The organism is Mesorhizobium sp. NPDC059054 (assembly GCF_042739215.1).
Lineage (GTDB): Bacteria > Pseudomonadota > Alphaproteobacteria > Rhizobiales > Rhizobiaceae > Mesorhizobium.
In genome coordinates, this window is sequence record NZ_JBHYHV010000001.1 from 1187017 (window position 1) to 1204466 (window position 17450).

Below are 17450 nucleotides of genomic sequence, written 5' to 3' on the forward strand. Positions count from 1 at the left end.
CGTGATGACTTCAAGCGATGGGTTGGCCGGAACCTATCACATATTGTCATTCAGGCCACTTTCGCAGATCCGCGGATTTTGTGACCAAGCGCCAACGGAAATGGCAAAGAAAGGAAGTTCCCATGGCACAGCACCCAACCATTCGCACCATCGCCGGTGCTCAGGCGCCTCAGCATCTTGATCCGGCCAGGACGGCTCTGCTGGTGATCGATTTCCAGAATGAATATTTCAACGGCAGGATGCCGATCCCGAATGGAGAAAAGGCGTTGGCGAATGCCCGGCGCTTGATCGAACGCGCGGACGCCGAGGGCACCACAGTTTATCACGTCCAGCATGTCGCACCGGCAGGCAGCCCGGTTTTTGCTGAAGACAGCGAGACCTCTGCATTCCATCGTGACAGCCAGCCTGCAGCCAATCATGCGATCTTGCGCAAATCGTCGGTCAGCGTGTTCCCGACAACGGATATCGATCAGCGCCTGAAGCAGTCCGGGATAGAGACGCTGATCATCACCGGCCTGATGACGCATGCCTGCGTTGCCGGTGCCGCGCGCGATGCCGTGCCGTTGGGTTACAATGTGATCGTGGCCGAGGATGCCTGCGCGACGCGTGATCTCGATACCGACAATGGCCAGACCATCGCTCACGATACGTTGCATCGCGCAGCGCTTGCCTCGATCGACGACACGTTCGGCGACATTCTGACGACCGAACAGATCCTGAAACTGCCACGTATGGCGAAGTAGCGCCTGCCGCTTCTTCGCTGCGGACGCGAGCGAGGAGGTCCTCCCGATACCCTGCTTCGGGAGGACCTCCTGTTGTCACGGTTTGCGATAGACCTCATTGCCGGCAAGGTAGGTCGCCTCGACCTTGCGCTGGCGGATCGACCGGTCGAGCGGGTCCGGGAGCGTGCCGTCAATGAGGACAAAATCAGCCCATTTGCCGACACTGATCGAGCCGATCTGGTCGCCCCATGGCGTCATGTTGGCTCCGGCCTGCGTGTAGGAAAACAGAGCCTGGTCGAAACTCACCGCCTGCTCGGGATGCCATGGTCCGTTGCCGAGCCCGAATGGGCTTTCGCGGAAGACGGCATCGTTGATCTGGGTGAGGGGGCTCAGCGGTGAGGTTGGCCAGTCCGAGCCGAACACCAGTGGCACGCCGGCTTCGAGCATGGAATGCCAGACATAAGCTCTGGGCTCGCGGTTTTCGCCGATGCGTTCGGTGATGTATTTGCCGATCGTGCCGGTGGCATGGTTCGGCTGCATGGAGGCGGCAACACCGAGGTCCTTGAAACGCTTGATGTCCGGGGTTTCGACGACTTCGATATGTTCGATCCGGTTCGGCTGCGCGCGCGGAACGGAGGCTTCGGCAAAGGCATCGAGCACCAGGCCGACGCTGCCGTCTCCGATGGCGTGCACAGCGGTGGGGAAGCCGTTCTCGTTCGAAGCGCGGATGGCGGCGGCAAGTTGCTCCTTGGTCTCGAACGGCTTGCCCTTCCAACCCTTCTGGTCCGAATAGTCCTCGTGCAGATAGGCCGTGCGGGTGGACAGAACGCCATCCATCACCGACTTGGTGTAGCCAAGTTTCAGCAGCGGTCCCTTTTTCTCCTGCTCGCCTGAATCGGTGGAGATCTTGTCTACCGCTTGCCGGTCCACGACTGCCGCGGCGATCTTTTTCGGATCGCCTTCGAAGAAGCCGTACCAGACGCGCAGCGGCATTTTCTTGTCTGCAACGAGTGCAGCATAATCGTGCACGGCCGCCAGATCGGACATGTCGTTGACGGTGGTGATACCAAGGCTGTTCGCGAATTTCAGTGTTTCCAGCAAGCCCTCGCGCCGTTCGGTGTCGGTGGCAACCGGCCGATGCTTTTCCACCAGTTCTCCGGCCGCTTCCAGCAGGATGCCGCTCGGCTCACCCTTGTCGTTGAGCAGGACCTGGCCGCCTTCCTTGACTTCCGACTTGGCGGTGACAGCGCCCACTTCGATCGCTTTGGAGTTGACCCAGACAGAATGGAAGTCGATGTCCCGCAGGATCACCACGCGGTCCGGAACGACCGCGTCGATATCCTCTTTCGTCGGCAGCTTGCCTTCGCCCAGCGTGTAGTCCCAGCCGCCGCCGGTCAGCCATGCGCCTTTCGGCAAGCGCGCATCGGCTTCCTTGATCTTGTCGAGCCAAGTCTTCTTGTCGGGAATGTAGGAAAGATCGACCCCGACGACCATGTCGGTGCCAGAGGTTAAATGCGTATGCCCATCGATGAAACCTGGCGTCACGGTTTTGCCGCCGGCATCGACGATCTCGGTGTTGCCGTCGGCCTGCGCCTTGATCTCGTCATTGGTGCCGGTGGCGGTGAATTTTCCGCCCTCGATCGCGAATGCCTGGACCTTTGGCTTGCCAGGATCGACCGTACGCACATCCGCGTTGACGACGATGAGGTCGGCGGCTGCCATGGCATGTCCCGCGCTTGAGACAAGCGCCACCAGGCAGGATGTCAGAAGCAGGCCCTTCCTTGGATCTCTGTTTTTCATGTTTCCCTCGATTTGCAGCCCCTCGGGCGCAACTCCTGACGAGGCGCGGGGCTTGCGCATCGGGCATTGTGGAGCGCTGTTGGGAAATGAAAAATACGCCTTCGGGCTAGGGTGTTGTCGCGGGTGGGTTCAAGCAATGTCGGGCTCGGATGTTCGCCGTTGCTTGCCGCTATTTGGGCATTGTCATACGCTGCGCATGGGAGAGGAGATTTCAAAATGAACGGCGATGATTTCGCCCAACGACCCGCTGGTGGCGCATCGGCGACAACAAACCTGGCGCTGTCATTGCTGGCCGGGGTCGGTTCGCTGGATTTTCAGGAGCGGCTTGCACAGTCGCTCAAACAGCATGTCAAGGTCGACGCGGGCCTGATCCTGCTTTACCGCCGCGATACGGCACCGAAGATACTCTTCAACGACTGGTGCACCGACAGGGGACTTTCGGACATTCGCGCCTACCTGCACGGTTCCTATCGGCTGGACCCATTCTACCGTCTTGCCCTCGACAATGGGGACGACGGACTTTATCGGCTCAACCAGATCGCGCCGTCGCTCGACCGCTCACAATATTATCGCGACTATTATCGGCATTCCGGGCTGCACGACGAGTTCAACATCTTCGTCAGCCTCGACACGGATACCAAGGTTGCGATCTCGCTGGCCCGGCGCAGGTCACATGAAATCTTCAGCGGCGAGGATGCCGAGTTCCTGCAAACCGTTGCGCCGCTGCTGAGCCAGGCTGTGCTCAAGCACTATCGCGACTTGCGGCCTGAAGTCCTTGAAGATCAAGGATCATTGCTGCAGAGCGTGCTGGCGCAAGCGTTGAGAAATTTCGGGCGCAGTGTGCTGACCCCACGTGAATGCGAAGTCGCCCAATTGATCCTGCGAGGCTTTTCCGTGAAGGGCGCTGCTTCGCGGCTCGGCATTTCGCCAGCGACGGTGAAGCTGCATCGCCGCAATCTCTATGCAAAACTCGATATCGCTTCCCAGACCGCGCTGTTTTCGCTGTTCATCGATGCCGCCGCATCGGCAGGCAATGCGTCGGAAGATCCCCTGATCGCTTATCTCGGCCGGCGCGGCCAACTGACGGGGCAACTGGCGCCTCATTGAGGGATCGGCAGGACCGTCCCGATCGCTACGTCACATGTTCACGCCTCTGCCGTTGCCTTGCTGCGGCTGGGTAAGGAGGTCATCGCAACAACTCCGGCAATGACCGTCACCAATCCGATTGCAGCTGTTGTGGTAACAGTCTCTCCGAGGAAGATGACGCCGATCGCCACGCCGATGGGAACCCTAAGATAGGCCTGTGCGGTGGCGCCGACCGAGCCCAGCGTTTGCAGCAGCCGGAAGTAGATCGCGAAGGCAAGCGCGGTTGAAAAGACGGAAAGGCCGAGCAGCGCGAGTAAAGAGTGCGTCGAAGGCGCCAGTGACCAGGGGTGATCGACGACCAGGCTGAGCGGTATGAGCATCATCGCTCCCGCAATCAGCGAGCCAGCGGCGGGGATCATCGGGTCCGTCCCCTTGAAGCTTTTGCCCGTAATCGCTGCGGCGCCGTAGCAGATGGTTGCAGCCACCATCGCAAGCTGCGCCCACAATTGCGTGCCCAGCCCGTTCAGCGCCTGTATCCCGATGATCAGGCATGCGCCGGCAAGCCCGGCAACGACACCGAACAGCTTGCGGCTCGTTACCTGTTCATGCCTCGTGATGAGTGCGGTGAGCAGGAAGGCGAAGATCGGCGTCAGCGAATTGAGGATGACGGCGAGTCCCGCATCGATCGAGCGTTCGGCCCAGGCGATCAGCGTGAAGGGCACCGCGCTGTTCAGCACCGCCTGCAGCACGAACCGGCCCCACATCGTCGCTTGCGTCGGCAATCGCAGGCCACGCCAGTGCAAGACCCCAAGCAGGATCAGTCCAGCGATCAGGGTTCGCGCTGCGATCAGCGTCACCGGTGGAATGGTCTCCACGCCGACCTTGATGAAGGTATAGGAGGCGCCCCACAGCGTCGACAGAAGGACGAGCAAGGCAAGTTCGGGAGCGGTCTTGGCGGGCATGGCGGGTCGTGCTGTCCTTGTGACGTTTCATCGTCCTCTAGCGTGTTGCCGTCATGCAATGTTTCGATTTGGATCGAACTGTTGGGCCACGCTTTTCGCAAGGAGCCGCGATCTGGAGGCAGCAGCCGGTGGTACTTAGAGCATTTTCCGTTTTTTCGAAAACGCTCTAAGTCTCTGTTTTTACGCAATTTCGAACGGAAAACCGTTACGTATTTTTCCTGGAATTGCTCTAGCCCGCTTTGCGTTCCACCAGCCCGATGGTGTTGCCGGCAGGATCTTTCAGGAAAGCCATCCACTCACTTTCGCCGGCCGGGCCGAACAGGCCATTGATGTCGTGGTGCACCATTGCCGGCGCAGCGGTGAACGGTACGCCGGCGGCTTTGGCTTCAGTGTGGAAGGTCTCGATGTCGGTGATGTCGAGGTAAACGGTGCCTGCCGGCACGCCGTCGGCGAAATAGAGCCGCACGTCACCTGCCATGATGAAGGCCATGCCGGGTGGATCGAAACGCGAATGCAGGGACAGACCCAGCACCTCGTGCCAGAAGGCCAGCGTGGTATCGAGATTTCGCCCGGCCGACAGCGCGACCTGACGGACCGCGCCGATCGAAGGCATGTTAGATCGAGAAACTGGTCCCGCAGCCGCAGGAGGCAACGGCGTTGGGATTCCTGATCTGGAAGGACTGGCCCATCAGATCGTCGACGAAGTCGATGACCGAGCCGCCCATATAGATCAGCGAGATGTCGTCGATGAGGATGGTGGCGCCGTCGCGCTCGATGGCGACGTCGTCGTCGTTGCGGGTGTCGACCAGGTCAAATTTGTACGAGAAGCCCGAACAGCCGCCACCTTCGACGGCAACGCGTAATGCCGTTTTGCCGGGTTCGTCGCCAACGATCTTGGAAATCCGCTTCGCGGCGGATTCCGTCATCTCGACCTTCATGGCGGTTTTGGCGTCGGCACCCATGGGCGTCACCTTGCGTTCGGTTCTGCATGATAGGTATGAAGCGGGGCGGGGCAAGTCAACAGCGACAGGGGCGATGACCAGCGAGCTTGGCGATATCGGCTTCGGCTACAGGCCACGCGCAGCCTATGCGTGCGACCCGGCGCGTTCGCGCGGCCGCCTGTTCGACGAGGCGGAAAGCCCGACGCGCACGCCTTTCCAGCGTGACCGGGACCGGATCATCCATTCTACTGCGTTTCGCCGGCTGAAGCACAAGACGCAGGTCTTCGTTGCGCATGAGGGCGATCACTACCGCACCCGACTCACCCACACGATCGAGGTGGCGCAGATCGCGCGGGCGCTGGCCCGTGCTCTCCGCGTCGACGAGGATCTGGCCGAAGCGGTGGCGCTGGTTCACGATTTCGGCCATACGCCCTTTGGCCATACCGGCGAGGATGCGCTGAACGAGAAGATGACGCTCTGGGGCGGTTTCGACCACAACGCGCAGTCGCTGCGTGTCGTGACGCGGCTGGAGCGCCGCTATGCCGAATTCGACGGGCTGAACCTGACCTGGGAAACGCTGGAAGGGCTGGTCAAGCACAATGGTCCGTTGACGGATGCCGCGGGCAGAGGGTTGAAAGGGCCGGTACCAAGGGCGATCCTTGACTATTCGGAACTGCACGACCTCGAACTGTCGCGCTACGCCAGCATCGAGGCGCAATGCGCGGCCATCGCCGACGACATCGCCTACAACACCCATGACATCGACGACGGTATTCGCTCGGGTCTCATCAGCCTCGACATGCTGGAGGCCGTCGGCCTGCCGGGGTCGATCCTCAAGGGCGTCCGCGAGCGCTATCCGGCGCTTGATGCGGTCCGCACCGGTCACGAACTGATGCGGCGCCAGATCACCATGATGGTCGAGGACGTCATCGTCACCGCCAAAACCAATCTCGCCCGTCTTTCTCCCGGCAGCCCGGACGCTGTGCGGGGTGCCGGTGAGACCGTCGTGCGTTTCTCCGACGAGATGGCGCTGGCGGAGAAGGAGTTGAAGACCTTTCTCTATGCGCGGCTTTACCGTCATCCCGAAGTGATGCGCGTTCGCGCCGATGCCGAGCAGATCGTGAAGGACCTGTTCGACGCCTATTTCGCCGATCCGCGCGCCATGCCGGATGGCTGGCGTGAAGGGCTCGATCGCGCCGAGGCCCGCATCAAGGCGCGCGACGTGGCGGATTTCATTGCCGGCATGACCGACACCTATGCGTTGAAGGAGCACCGACGTTTGTTTGACCGAACGCCTGATTTGAGCTAGGCCGGGCACGATTTTCGCCGGCCAAAGACCGGTTCTTCTCGCATAAACGCAGAGCAGTTTTCATGAATATCTTCGCCGACTTCACAGCGCGGGTCATCAAGACCGTGAAAAGCCTTGATCTGAAAGACAAAGATGGTGGTACGCTCGATCTTGGCCGCATCGCTGTCGAGCCACCGCGTGACGCCAGCCACGGCGATCTCGCAACCAACGCCGCGATGGTGCTGGCCAAGCCCGCAGGTCAGAATCCGCGCGCATTGGCCGAGCGCATCGTTGAAGCCTTGCGCGGTGATGCCGACGTCTCCGGCGCAGAGGTGGCTGGACCGGGTTTCGTCAACCTCAGGCTTACGGACGCGTTCTGGCACCGGCATCTCACCGGTCTGATCGACGAAGGCCAGGATTATGGCCGCTCGAAGATCGGCGAGGGTCTCGCGGTCAATGTCGAATATGTCTCGGCCAATCCAACCGGGCCGATGCATGTCGGCCATACGCGCGGTGCCGTCGTCGGCGACACGCTGGCCAACCTGCTCGCCTTCGCCGGCTACAAGGTGACGAAGGAATATGTGATCAACGACGCCGGCGTGCAGATCGACGTGCTCGGCCGCTCCGCTTTCCTGCGTTACCGCGAGGCGCTGGGCGACGAGATCGGCGAAATCCCGCCAGGCCTCTACCCCGGCGATTACCTGGTGCCGGTAGGGCAGGCGCTGGCAAAGGAGTTTGGCCGTAACCTGCTGCAGATGCCGGAAGATGAAGCGCTGGCCATCGTCAAGGATCGCACGATCGATGCCATGATGGTGATGATCAAGGAAGACCTCGCGCTGCTCAACGTCCATCACGACGTTTTCTTCTCCGAGCGCACGCTGCATGCCGACAACGCCAAGGCGATCCGCGCGGCGATCGCCGATCTGACGCTCAAGGGGCACATCTACAAAGGCAAGCTGCCGCCCCCCAAAGGCGAGAAGCCTGACGACTGGGAAGACCGCGAGCAGACGCTGTTCCGTTCGACGGCGGTCGGCGACGACATGGATCGTGCGCTGGTCAAGTCCGATGGCTCCTTCACCTATTTCGCCGCCGATGTCGCCTATCTGAAGGATAAGGTGGAGCGCGGCTTCGACGAACTGATCTATGTGCTCGGCGCCGACCACGGTGGGTACGTCAAGCGGCTGGAGGCGCTCGCCAAGGCGGTTACCGACGGTCGCGTGAAGCTCACGGTGCTGCTGTGCCAACTGGTGAAGCTGTTTCGTGATGGCGAACCCGTGCGCATGTCGAAGCGCTCCGGCGATTTCGTCACGCTGCGCGAAGTGGTCGAGGAAGTCGGCCGCGATCCGGTGCGTTTCATGATGCTCTATCGCAAAAGCGACGCTCCGCTCGACTTCGACTTCGCCAAGGTCACCGAGCAGTCGAAAGACAATCCTGTCTTCTATGTGCAGTATGCATCCGCGCGCTGCCATTCGGTATTCCGGCAGGCGAGGGAGCAGCTCAACATCGTCGATCCGTCGCGCAAGCAACTGTCGGCCGGGCTTGATCTGCTGAAAGACGAGGGTGAGCTTGCGCTGATCAGGAAGCTCGCTGAATATCCACGTTTGATCGAGCAGGCGGCGCAGTCGCAGGAGCCGCACAGATTGGCTTTTTACCTGTATGATCTGGCCAGTGGCTTCCATGCACAGTGGAACCGTGGCAACGATCATGTAGACTTACGTTTTGTTAAGGTTAACGACCCACAATTGACCTATGCCAGACTCGGGCTGGTGCAGGCTGTTCTGGACGTATTGTCGTCTGGCCTGGCGTTGATCGGAGCGGATGCCCCGACCGAAATGCGCTAGGTTCGACCGAAAAGCCTGTCACCATTTGCCCACATTGCGCTGGTAGGGGCCAACCTTCCGCGACGTCCATGGCGTCCGATGAGTGCGAGTTCGGGAACGACAATGGCAGACAGAACCCAGGCGCGTGTAGCCAACCACAACGACATCGCAAGTGACGATCCGTTCGCGGAACTGACCCGCATCATGGGCTTTGATCCGCGTGAGCCGGTGCAGCGCCAGGCGGCGCCGCAGCCGACTGCCGGGCAGGCCGAAGATTTCGACATCGACCTCGAAAAGGAATTGATGGGCGAATTCGAGGCTTACGATGAAGAGCCGGTCGCTGCGGCGCAGCCGCTCGCCGCCCTTCCGCCGCAGGCCACCGAGCCGCATGCCGATGAAACGGTCGACGACGATTTCGTCGCTTCGATGGAGCAGGAGTTCCGTGCTGCCGAACCTGCGGTTTCAGCCGTAGCTGCTCCGGTCGAGGATGATGCTCCAGACTTCGATTTCGCTGCCGCCGCTGAAAGCCTGGACGAACAGGCCTTTGACGAGGCTGTCGTGATCGATGATGAGGTTCAGCCGCAAGCCACGCCGACCGGACAGCAGTTCGAAGATTACGAAGCCGCGATGAGCGACGTTGATTTCGGCGATCTCGACTTCGCGGACGAAACGGCCGGGGATCCTGTCGCGACGGTAGAACCCGTCGTTGCCGAGCAAGTTTCTGCCGAGCCTGTTGCCGAGGAGTCGGCATCATTTGCCGTCGAGCCGAGCGCTGCCGTTGCTGGCGATGATTTCGATGCGCATTTCGACACAGCCATGGCCGATGTCGATATGGATTTCAGCGCACACGATGAGGCGCCGGTTGTTGCGGCGGAGGCGACTGAAGTCGAGGCTGTCGAAGTCGAGCCGACGCAGTCCGAGCAGACATTCATGCCAACCTTTGGCCATCATGCGCAGCCGGCGGATGTCGTTGCCGAGGATGAGCCTGATTTCGACGTCGATCTGGAGGACGCCTTCAACGACGAGAGCGAGGCCGTGGCGATTGCTGCCGCCGAACCCGTTGCCGCAGTGGCCGCTGAAACCCCGTCCCTCGCTGCGCAGGACCGCAGCCTGGAAGACGAGCTCAACGCGCTGCTTGGACGCATGACCGCACGCCCTGCTGCCGCCCCATCTGCTGAAGCCGAAGCTTGGCGCCCGCAGTTTGCCGCGGCTCCAGCCACGGTTGAACTGCCGGCTCAGCACGAGGTCGAAGCCGATCTTGACGCTTCGTTGGTCGAGGAATTTGCCGCTGCCGATATCGAAGCTGTCGACGAGATCCCGCACGCTGAAGACGACATCGATTTCGACACCGATGCCTTTGATGCGGCGATGGCCGGCGGTATGGATACACTCGACGAGGAACCGGTCGAGCAGGTCGAAGAAGATCCGGTCGAAGCGCTGAAATGGGCGGCTCCAGCCGCGGCTGCCGCTACCGCTACCTTCGCGCAGCCCATGCGGGCCTGGAGCCGCGGCAATCCGGTGGCGCCTTCGTCGCAGCCATACTCCGCGCCTGCGCAGCAATACTCTGCATCCGTGCAGCAGTTCTCGACGCCGGCGCAGCTGCCCCCGGTTCAGCCGGCCATGCAAGTCGAACCACGCGCGGAGGCCGCGCCGCAGCCGGTTGTTCAACCTGCCGCCGCGTCCTGGCAAAAGCCCGCACAGCCGGTTCGCGAAGACGTGCCGGATATCGAGACCATGGATGTGCCGGAGCGTGTCGTTGCACTTGCGGACGATCTTGATATCCCGGAAGTTCCCTTCGAACAGGACAAGCCCGAAACCTCGAACTTCGACGAACTCGACGCCGAATTCTCGACGCTTCTCAACGAGATGCTACCGGGTGAATCGGCGGCGCCTGCGAAGACGGCTCAATATGACGACGACGCCGTCAACAACTACAAGCGCGACCGTGTCGAGATGCCGGCTTACGCTGACACGCCGCAGGCCGCTGCCGCGGCTGCCGCTTACGCTGATCTCGGTTACCAGGGCTACGATTCCCGCAATCCGGGGCATGCCATGCCAGCCGAGGGCGGCCAGATTGCCGACGACGGTTTCGACTATGATCCGGACCTTGAAGAGGGCATGACCATCCCGGACGCGGCTGCTGCCGAAGCGAATGAAGCGCCGCGTCGTCGCGGTCTGCTGATCGCCGCTCTGGTCGGTGCGGTCGCCGTAGTCGGCGGCGTTGGTGCCTTCGCTTTCTCGTTCGGCGGTGGTTCGAGCTCGGATGCGCCGGCTATCGTCAAGGCTGACAGCCAGCCGATGAAGGTGAAGCCAGAAAATCCGGGCGGAACCGTCATTCCCAACCAGGACAACAAGGTTTATGACGCCGTCGCCAAGGGCGCCCGTCCGGCTACACCGACCCAGCCGAAGCTGGTCGCGAATGCCGAGGAGCCGGTGGATGTCGTCGCCAAGGAGCAAGCCGACCGGGCTGAGCGCAATGCCGCCTTCTCGGGCACGGACGACAGCGAAGGTGATGCGCAGGGGCAAAATACCGCGCAACAGCCGGTGAAGTCGGAAGACCGCGTTGCTCAGATTGCACAGGAAAACGCCGGCACGTCGGAAGGCGCGCTGGTAACGCCGCGCAAGGTTCGCACCATGGTGGTCAAGCCAGACGGTACACTTGCCCCGCGCGAGGAGCCGGCTGCAGCTCCTGTGGCGGCTTCCGAACCGACCGACCCGACGCCACAGCGTGTCGCGCAGGATCAGACAGGCACCGTGCCGCAGGCCGGCGCCGATCAGCCCGCACTGAAGCCGGCGAAGCCGAGCACCGTTGCTGCAACCCCGTCCGCTGCCCCGCTGGCGCCGCAGCGCCCGTCTGACCAGCCGGTCGACATAGCCGGCGAGATCAAGCCGCAGGCACAGCAACAGCAGCAGGTCGCTTCGGCACAGCCCCAGGCTCCGGCGCCTGCAACTTCTGGCTGGTCCATGCAGATCGCCTCGCAGCCGACTGTCGAGGGTGCTCAGTCGACCTATCAGGATCTGGCTCGCCGCTATTCGAATGTGCTGGCAGGCCGCAGCGCCAACATCGTCAAGGCCGACGTTGCCGGCAAGGGCACCTTCTACCGGGTGCGCGTGATGGCGCAGTCCCGCGAAGACGCCATCAAGCTGTGCACCAGCTACAAGGCGGCTGGTGGCAACTGCTTCGTCTCGAAGTAAACCGGACGAAACCTTCCGAACACAAACGGCGCGGCTTTGGCTGCGCCGTTTTCTTTTGGGAGCCCGGCTTGTTCGTTCATGCGACATGCCGACAAGCAGACCGCGAGGCTAACAGTGGCAAGCCTCAGTTGCTCTTGAGTGACGTTCCTTTCACTTGCCTTGCGCGGTAGGCGCGGCGCACGCGCTCGCGGTTGCCGCACAGATCGCTGGCGCACCAGATGCGCGAGCGGTTGTTGGTGTGGTCGATGAAAATGGCCCGGCAATCCTGCGCATGACAGGTGCCCAGCTTCCTGAGGTCGTCGGAGACCAGCAGCGTAGAAAGTGTCCACAAAATCGGCCAGAGCGGTTCTGCCAGGTTCCGGCCCGGGAGGTCGTAGGCAGCGCCTTGGCCGCGCGCCGTTGGCAGCAAACGGGGCGGGGAGACGAGGCGTGCGAGATGGGCATTTATCCCAGGCAACAATGGAGAAAGATCACCGCCTGTCTGAACTGCCTCGGCAAGCTGGCGGACAGCGCTGCGCAATTCAAGCGCATCGGCCAGCGCATGGTTGGCATCGGCTGGTGCTGCATTCGCCAACCTCAGGAGTTTTTTTCCTGTCGCCGGCATCATCGTGGCTCGCGCCACACTCCAGGCAATCAGCGCACCGTAATCGGCAACCAGATCGCGTTCTTTCGGTGTGCCCGGCAGATCGATCGTATTGATGAAGTCGAGGCACAAGCTGCCTGCGATAAAGCGATGCGGCCAGCCTGTCTTGGTGTCGGCAAGCAAATGAGCCTCCTTTGTCAGGATGGTTGCGTCGGTTGGCGATCTTTCCTTGCTAATGCATGTAGCCATTAGTATCCTGGAAATATAGCTCAGGCAACAGGCCGTTGCGCGCCGGAAAACGCTGGCGCCGGGGCATGGGGCGCAAGCGACGGAGGAAACGATGACGCAGGAAAACCAGACGGCACGGATCGTGCGCGTGTGGCGCGGCAGCACTACAGCCAGCCGGGCCGATGATTATGAGGCTTATCTCTATGCCGAAGGCCTGCCGGATCTGAAGAAATATGCCGTCGGGGTGCAGATGTTGCGGCAGGATCGTTCAGGCGAAAGCGATTTCATGGTCATGTCCTTCTGGAAGGACATCCCGTCCATGTCGAATTTTGCCGGCAGCGATCCAAAGAAAATCCGGCATCTGGAGCGAGACGAGGAGTTTTTGACCGTCTTGCCCGAAGCTGTCGAGATATTCGACGTGAGGGCCAGTACCTTGCCCGCGCCGTTGACACTCGCTTATTCGGCCAAGGCGCACTGATGGCATCCGTCGTGGTCGATCCTGCCAAGGTCAGAGAATTTCCGGATGCTGACAGCTTCTATGGTTGGCTGTCGCTGAACCATGCCAACGAGACGGAAATCTGGATCAAGATCCACAAGGTCGGCTCGGGATTGCCCTCGATCACGCCGCTTGAAGCCATCGACGCCGTTTTATGCTGGGGCTGGATCGATGCCATCCGCAAGGGGTTGGACAAGACCAGCTATCTGCAACGCTATACGCCGCGCGGCAGGAAAAGCATCTGGAGCCAGATCAATGTCGATAATGTCGCCCGACTGATCGAGGAAGGCCGCATGACCGAGCATGGGTTGCGGCAAGTGGATGCCGCCAAGGCCGACGGACGATGGGCCAAGGCTTACAAGGGCAGCAAGGACATGACGGTTCCGGAAGATCTCCAGGCCGCCATCGATGCCGAGCCGGCGGCGGGCGCGATGTTCGCCAGGTTGAGTTCGCAGAACCGCTTCGCACTCGTCTTCCGCATCCACAACATGAAGACGGAAGCCGGCCGAAGGAAAAAGATCGCGGATTTCGTCGCGATGCTGAAGCGCGGCGAAACGATCTATCCGCAAGGCAGGAAGTAACAACTCTCCCGCGCGGCGGTGCCGCGCGGGAGAGGGCCGTCAGCGTGAATGCTGCCGATCCAACGTCAGCGCCGCCAGCACGACGGTCGCCATGACGGCCATGTACGCGACCAATGGCCAGGCAGTGTCGCCGTTGAATGCCAACACCGCCAATGTGCCGGCAACGCCGACGATCAGGCTTTCTATGCAGAAATAGAGAGCCACGGCTGTGCCTGCGCGATCGCCGAAATCGGCCAGCGCGCCATTTGCCGTAACCGTGCCGGTGAACACGATGCCGGCAGCTGCCACCCACATCGGCAGGATGAAGGTGACGAAGGACGGTTCTCCGAGTGTTTGCCCGAGGCTAAGGAGCGCCGCCGCAAGCAGCAGCAGCACCATGCCACGTTTCGCACAGCCACGGGTACTCCATCGGGCCACGAAGCGCTTGGCGAAGCGTGTCGTCACAATCATGACCCCGGCCACGGTACCGAATGCGAGGCTGAAGACCAGTTCCGAATAGCCAGCCTGGCCGATCAACACACGTGGTGCCGTCGAGAAGAACACGAAGAAGCTTCCCATCGCCGCACTGAACGCCAGCGTATAGGTCCAGAATGCCCTGCTGAGCAGTATGGGCAAGATGGCCGGATGGCTTGCTCTGGCGGTTGCCGGTCGGGTTTCATGCCACCGCATCGAGGCGTTGACGAGTGCCGGCATCGCCAGCAGGCCCAGTGCCGCGAAGACGGCACGCCAACCGCCCTGGTCGGCGATCAACGCACCCAGGATCGGCCCAAGTGCTGGCACGAAGGCCAGCATGGCGCTGAACAGGCTGTAGATGACGGCGCCCTCTGGCCGCTCGGCATAGACATCGCGCACCGTGGCGAAGGTGGCGACAAGCGCCGCCGATGCCCCCACGGCCTGCAGCAGGCGCAAGCCGAGGAAAGTCGGCCCGTTCGTCGATGCGGCGAGGCCGAAGGAGGCAGCCGCGAACAGCATGGCGCCACCAAGCAAGATTGGCCGGCGGCCGATGCGGTCGGACAGCGGCCCGAATACGATCTGGCCGGCGCCCAGCAGGATCATGTAGAGGCTGAGCGTGAGCTGGATGAGGGCAGGGCTGGTGCCGAGCTTTTCGGGCATCGCCGGCACAACGGGCAGGTAGATGTCCATCGCCAGCGAGGCGAGAAGGTCGAAAGGGGCCATCAGCAGCAATGCCGCCGGCAGGCCCTGGGCCCAAACGGGATTTTTTCTAGACATGACAAAGGGTCCACTCAAAAAGAATTCGAGCGGCGTCTGTCGGTCAGTCCAGTCGATTGGATGAGAGTGGACAGCGCGCCGCAACAACGAAAGCGTCGTTGCGGCCTATCTGTCTGACTGCGGTAAGGCCCCCATGCCGGTGCTCCAATGGAGGGTCGCGAAGAGCGGCATTTAGCACCCCGTACATCCTCGGGCAACGCACTTTGGCATGGCGCGCATGGCAGCCATGCGCACCAAGCTCTTGCTCCCATACGTAAAAAACCTAAATTGCCGGACAGAGGACGACCTCCCCACATCGGGAAAGAATGTCCGGGACGGCCCGGCTCTCCAAAGGAGGGTCGTCATGGCCTGGGTTTATCTCGTTATCGCTGGATTGTTGGAAGTCGTCTGGGCCTTCTCGATGAAGAAGTCGGAAGGTTTCACTTTGCTCACGCCTACAATCATCACCATCGTCATGATGATCGCCAGCTTCGGGCTGCTGTCGGTTGCCATGAAGACGTTGCCGCTCGGCACTGCTTACACGATCTGGACCGGCATTGGGGCGGTAGGAGCCTTTGCCGTTGGCGTGATGGTGCTCGGCGAAGCGATGACGCCGATGCGCGTGCTGGCCGCAGTCCTCATCGTCAGCGGCCTCGTCATGATGAAGCTGTCAAGCAGCCACTAGCGCTGCAACGGGCAATCCGCTGTCAGGTCATGGCAGTTGTCTTTGCTTTCGAAAAGAAAACCGCATCCAATAATGTCGGTGGCCACCGTCTCGAAACGTCATTTTGATGACGGCGGGCCGGTGGTCGGCACGCCTTCGGCAGTTTCCTGCTTTTGGGAGGCGGACGGATATGGCTACTTCTTATCGTTGGGTGATCGTCGCCGCGGGTGCGTTGATGACCTGTGTTGCGCTGGGTGCGATGTTTTCCCTCGCAATTTTCCTTGAACCGATCTCGGTCGACACCAATTGGTCGCGGGCCGGCATTTCCAGCGCGATGACGCTGAATTTCCTGGTCATGGGCGTTGGTGGCTTCATGTGGGGGGCGGCCACCGATCGCTTCGGACCGCGCATTGTGGTGCTGATCGGCGCGGTGCTGCTCGGGCTGGCGCTGGTGTTGGCAAGCCAGGTCCATTCGTTGCTGATCTTCCAGGCTATCTACGGCGTGCTGGTCGGATTGGCGGCGAGCGCCTTCTTTGCGCCGATGATCGTCGCCACCACGGCCTGGTTCGACAAGCATCGCAGCCTGGCGGTTTCGCTGGTCTCCGCCGGCATGGGCGTGGCGCCGATGACGATTTCGCCCTTCGCGCGCTGGCTGATCACCGCCTATGATTGGCGCACCGCCATGTTCTATATCGGCGTGATGTCCTGGGTGCTGCTCATCCCGGCGGCCCTTCTGGTACGGCGCGCGCCGGATAGCCTTGTCTCCGATGGCGAGGGCGCGAACATCGCCGGTGACGGCATGACCGTTGGCCAGGCCTTCAAGTCCATGCAGTTCCTGGTCCTGGGGCTGACCTTTTTTGCTTGCTGCATGGCTCACTCCGGCCCGATCTTCCACATGGTCAGCTATGCCATGGCTTGCGGCGTCGCCCCGATGGCAGCCGTATCCATCTACAGCGTCGAAGGTCTGGCCGGTCTCGGCGGTCGCGTCGTGTTCGGCATCCTTGGCGACCGGCTGGGTGTGAAGCCGGTCCTGATTGCCGGCTTGCTCATCCAGTCGGTTGTGATCGCTGCCTATCTGATGGTCAGCAAGTTGGGTGAGTTTTACGCCCTTGCGGTGATCTTCGGTGGCACCTATGGCGGCGTCATGCCGCTTTATGCCGTGCTGGCGCGCGACTACTTCGGCCCGCGTATCCTTGGCACCGTCTTCGGCGCAGCCACCATGCTCTCCTGCATCGGCATGGCTTTCGGTCCGCTGGCCGGCGGCTGGGTATATGACGCCTATGCGAGTTACGCTTGGCTGTTCATCGGCTCGGCGATCGTCGGCCTGGGTGCCGTGGCCATTGCACTGGCATTCCCACCGCAGCCGAGGCAGCAACTGCAGCCGGCATGAAACCGGATCATGTTTCAGGTTCGCGCGGATAGTCTGGACAGTTACTTCGAGTTCGACCCTCAACGCAGGGACGAACTCGAAGCGATTGATGGGTTGATCCGTCGTGCAGCTCCAGGCCTTCGCCGATATTTTCATGAAGGCACGCCGGCCGGTCAGGCCGGCATGCGCATGAAGATGATCGGCTACGGCCAGTTCCTCTATGCGATCAGGAGCGGAAAACAGACGCCTTGGCCGGTGATCGGGCTGGCGCTGCAGAAGAACTACATCAGTCTCTACTGCGCGGTCACCGTCGACGGACACCCGATCACCACGCTTTACGCCGATAGGCTCGGCGCGTTTCGCGTCGGACGCAACAATTTCAGCTTCGACCGGTTTTCGGACCTCAACGCCGACGCGTTGGAGGCACTTGTTTCCCGCAGCGCTGAAATCTTCGAAGCTGAGCCTGATAACCCTGTTCGCTACAAGCAAGGTGCATGACGGCGGAA

16 protein-coding genes are annotated in these 17450 nt (G+C 61.5%); 10 read left to right on the forward strand and 6 right to left on the reverse strand.

Translation table 11 applies throughout. The features are described from left to right. Positions 1-122 precede the first annotated feature (122 nt). Positions 123-743, forward strand: coding sequence for a cysteine hydrolase family protein (locus ACFWXH_RS05805; RefSeq protein ID WP_379118266.1), 621 nt, complete (start codon positions 123-125; stop codon positions 741-743). Positions 744-818: 75 nt separating this feature from the next. On the opposite strand, the gene ACFWXH_RS05810 is transcribed toward ACFWXH_RS05805, so the two are convergent. Continuing rightward, complete coding sequence (locus ACFWXH_RS05810) at positions 819-2522, reverse strand: amidohydrolase (RefSeq protein ID WP_379118268.1); 1704 nt, start codon at positions 2520-2522, stop codon at positions 819-821. 216 nt (positions 2523-2738) lie between these two features. On the opposite strand from ACFWXH_RS05810, the gene ACFWXH_RS05815 reads away from it, so the two are divergent. Then, positions 2739-3629 carry a LuxR C-terminal-related transcriptional regulator gene (locus ACFWXH_RS05815; protein WP_054311538.1) on the forward strand — a complete coding sequence of 297 codons (891 nt, stop codon included), beginning with the start codon at positions 2739-2741 and terminating at the stop codon, positions 3627-3629. A gap of 38 nt (positions 3630-3667) precedes the next feature. Here ACFWXH_RS05815 and ACFWXH_RS05820 read toward each other — a convergent pair whose 3' ends face one another. From ACFWXH_RS05820 to erpA, 3 genes are all read right to left on the reverse strand, one after another. Continuing rightward, a complete protein-coding gene (locus ACFWXH_RS05820; RefSeq protein ID WP_379118271.1) occupies positions 3668-4570 on the reverse strand; it encodes a DMT family transporter in 903 nt (300 codons plus the stop codon). Between the two features lie 229 nt (positions 4571-4799). Further along, positions 4800-5183, reverse strand: a complete 384-nt coding sequence (locus ACFWXH_RS05825) for a VOC family protein (RefSeq protein WP_379118273.1) — start codon at positions 5181-5183, stop codon at positions 4800-4802. A gap of 1 nt (position 5184) precedes the next feature. After that, the gene (erpA, locus tag ACFWXH_RS05830; protein ID WP_054311541.1) at positions 5185-5532 is read right to left on the reverse strand and encodes an iron-sulfur cluster insertion protein ErpA; all 348 of its coding nucleotides are present in this window, start codon (positions 5530-5532) and stop codon (positions 5185-5187) included. 73 nt (positions 5533-5605) lie between these two features. On the opposite strand from erpA, the gene ACFWXH_RS05835 reads away from it, so the two are divergent. From ACFWXH_RS05835 to ACFWXH_RS05845, 3 genes are all read left to right on the forward strand, one after another. Then, positions 5606-6820 carry a deoxyguanosinetriphosphate triphosphohydrolase gene (locus tag ACFWXH_RS05835; protein WP_379118276.1) on the forward strand — a complete coding sequence of 405 codons (1215 nt, stop codon included), beginning with the start codon at positions 5606-5608 and terminating at the stop codon, positions 6818-6820. Positions 6821-6882: 62 nt separating this feature from the next. Continuing rightward, positions 6883-8640 carry an arginine--tRNA ligase gene (gene argS / locus ACFWXH_RS05840; protein ID WP_379118278.1) on the forward strand — a complete coding sequence of 586 codons (1758 nt, stop codon included), beginning with the start codon at positions 6883-6885 and terminating at the stop codon, positions 8638-8640. 102 nt (positions 8641-8742) lie between these two features. After that, the gene (locus tag ACFWXH_RS05845) at positions 8743-11814 is read left to right on the forward strand and encodes an SPOR domain-containing protein (RefSeq protein WP_379118280.1); all 3072 of its coding nucleotides are present in this window, start codon (positions 8743-8745) and stop codon (positions 11812-11814) included. Positions 11815-11938: 124 nt separating this feature from the next. On the opposite strand, the gene ACFWXH_RS05850 is transcribed toward ACFWXH_RS05845, so the two are convergent. Beyond that, positions 11939-12580, reverse strand: coding sequence for a CGNR zinc finger domain-containing protein (locus tag ACFWXH_RS05850; RefSeq protein ID WP_379118282.1), 642 nt, complete (start codon positions 12578-12580; stop codon positions 11939-11941). Positions 12581-12737: 157 nt separating this feature from the next. Between ACFWXH_RS05850 and ACFWXH_RS05855 the strand changes: the two genes are divergently transcribed. Then, positions 12738-13103: a hypothetical protein gene (locus ACFWXH_RS05855; RefSeq protein ID WP_379118284.1), complete on the forward strand. Its 366-nt coding sequence runs from the start codon at positions 12738-12740 to the stop codon at positions 13101-13103. Continuing rightward, complete coding sequence (locus ACFWXH_RS05860) at positions 13103-13702, forward strand: YdeI family protein (protein WP_379118286.1); 600 nt, start codon at positions 13103-13105, stop codon at positions 13700-13702. Before ACFWXH_RS05855 ends, ACFWXH_RS05860 begins: the two co-directional genes overlap by 1 nt. A 39-nt stretch (positions 13703-13741) precedes the next feature. Here ACFWXH_RS05860 and cml read toward each other — a convergent pair whose 3' ends face one another. Beyond that, positions 13742-14932, reverse strand: a complete 1191-nt coding sequence (gene cml, locus ACFWXH_RS05865) for a CmlA/FloR family chloramphenicol efflux MFS transporter (RefSeq protein WP_379118288.1) — start codon at positions 14930-14932, stop codon at positions 13742-13744. A 343-nt stretch (positions 14933-15275) separates the two neighbouring features. Here cml and ACFWXH_RS05870 point away from each other — a divergent pair, with 343 nt between their 5' ends. From ACFWXH_RS05870 to ACFWXH_RS05880, 3 genes are all read left to right on the forward strand, one after another. Beyond that, positions 15276-15596, forward strand: coding sequence for a multidrug efflux SMR transporter (locus tag ACFWXH_RS05870; RefSeq protein WP_054311548.1), 321 nt, complete (start codon positions 15276-15278; stop codon positions 15594-15596). 169 nt (positions 15597-15765) lie between these two features. After that, the gene (locus ACFWXH_RS05875; RefSeq protein ID WP_379118290.1) at positions 15766-16965 is read left to right on the forward strand and encodes an MFS transporter; all 1200 of its coding nucleotides are present in this window, start codon (positions 15766-15768) and stop codon (positions 16963-16965) included. A gap of 9 nt (positions 16966-16974) precedes the next feature. Then, the gene (locus tag ACFWXH_RS05880) at positions 16975-17442 is read left to right on the forward strand and encodes a hypothetical protein (RefSeq protein WP_379118292.1); all 468 of its coding nucleotides are present in this window, start codon (positions 16975-16977) and stop codon (positions 17440-17442) included. The last annotated feature ends 8 nt before the right edge of the window (positions 17443-17450 follow it).

Bases quoted from the DNA above. Each gene is read 5' to 3' on its own strand.
- cml (WP_379118288.1), bottom strand. From the start codon at position 14,932: ATGTCTAGAAAAAATCCCGTTTGGGCCCAGGGCCTGCCGGCGGCATTG.
- ACFWXH_RS05875 (WP_379118290.1), top strand. From the start codon at position 15,766: ATGGCTACTTCTTATCGTTGGGTGATCGTCGCCGCGGGTGCGTTGATG.
- ACFWXH_RS05805 (WP_379118266.1), top strand. From the start codon at position 123: ATGGCACAGCACCCAACCATTCGCACCATCGCCGGTGCTCAGGCGCCT.
- ACFWXH_RS05815 (WP_054311538.1), top strand. From the start codon at position 2,739: ATGAACGGCGATGATTTCGCCCAACGACCCGCTGGTGGCGCATCGGCG.
- argS (WP_379118278.1), top strand. From the start codon at position 6,883: ATGAATATCTTCGCCGACTTCACAGCGCGGGTCATCAAGACCGTGAAA.
- ACFWXH_RS05820 (WP_379118271.1), bottom strand. From the start codon at position 4,570: ATGCCCGCCAAGACCGCTCCCGAACTTGCCTTGCTCGTCCTTCTGTCG.
- ACFWXH_RS05810 (WP_379118268.1), bottom strand. From the start codon at position 2,522: ATGAAAAACAGAGATCCAAGGAAGGGCCTGCTTCTGACATCCTGCCTG.
- erpA (WP_054311541.1), bottom strand. From the start codon at position 5,532: ATGGGTGCCGACGCCAAAACCGCCATGAAGGTCGAGATGACGGAATCC.
- ACFWXH_RS05845 (WP_379118280.1), top strand. From the start codon at position 8,743: ATGGCAGACAGAACCCAGGCGCGTGTAGCCAACCACAACGACATCGCA.
- ACFWXH_RS05825 (WP_379118273.1), bottom strand. From the start codon at position 5,183: ATGCCTTCGATCGGCGCGGTCCGTCAGGTCGCGCTGTCGGCCGGGCGA.
- ACFWXH_RS05870 (WP_054311548.1), top strand. From the start codon at position 15,276: ATGGCCTGGGTTTATCTCGTTATCGCTGGATTGTTGGAAGTCGTCTGG.
- ACFWXH_RS05880 (WP_379118292.1), top strand. From the start codon at position 16,975: ATGTTTCAGGTTCGCGCGGATAGTCTGGACAGTTACTTCGAGTTCGAC.
- ACFWXH_RS05860 (WP_379118286.1), top strand. From the start codon at position 13,103: ATGGCATCCGTCGTGGTCGATCCTGCCAAGGTCAGAGAATTTCCGGAT.
- ACFWXH_RS05835 (WP_379118276.1), top strand. From the start codon at position 5,606: ATGACCAGCGAGCTTGGCGATATCGGCTTCGGCTACAGGCCACGCGCA.
- ACFWXH_RS05855 (WP_379118284.1), top strand. From the start codon at position 12,738: ATGACGCAGGAAAACCAGACGGCACGGATCGTGCGCGTGTGGCGCGGC.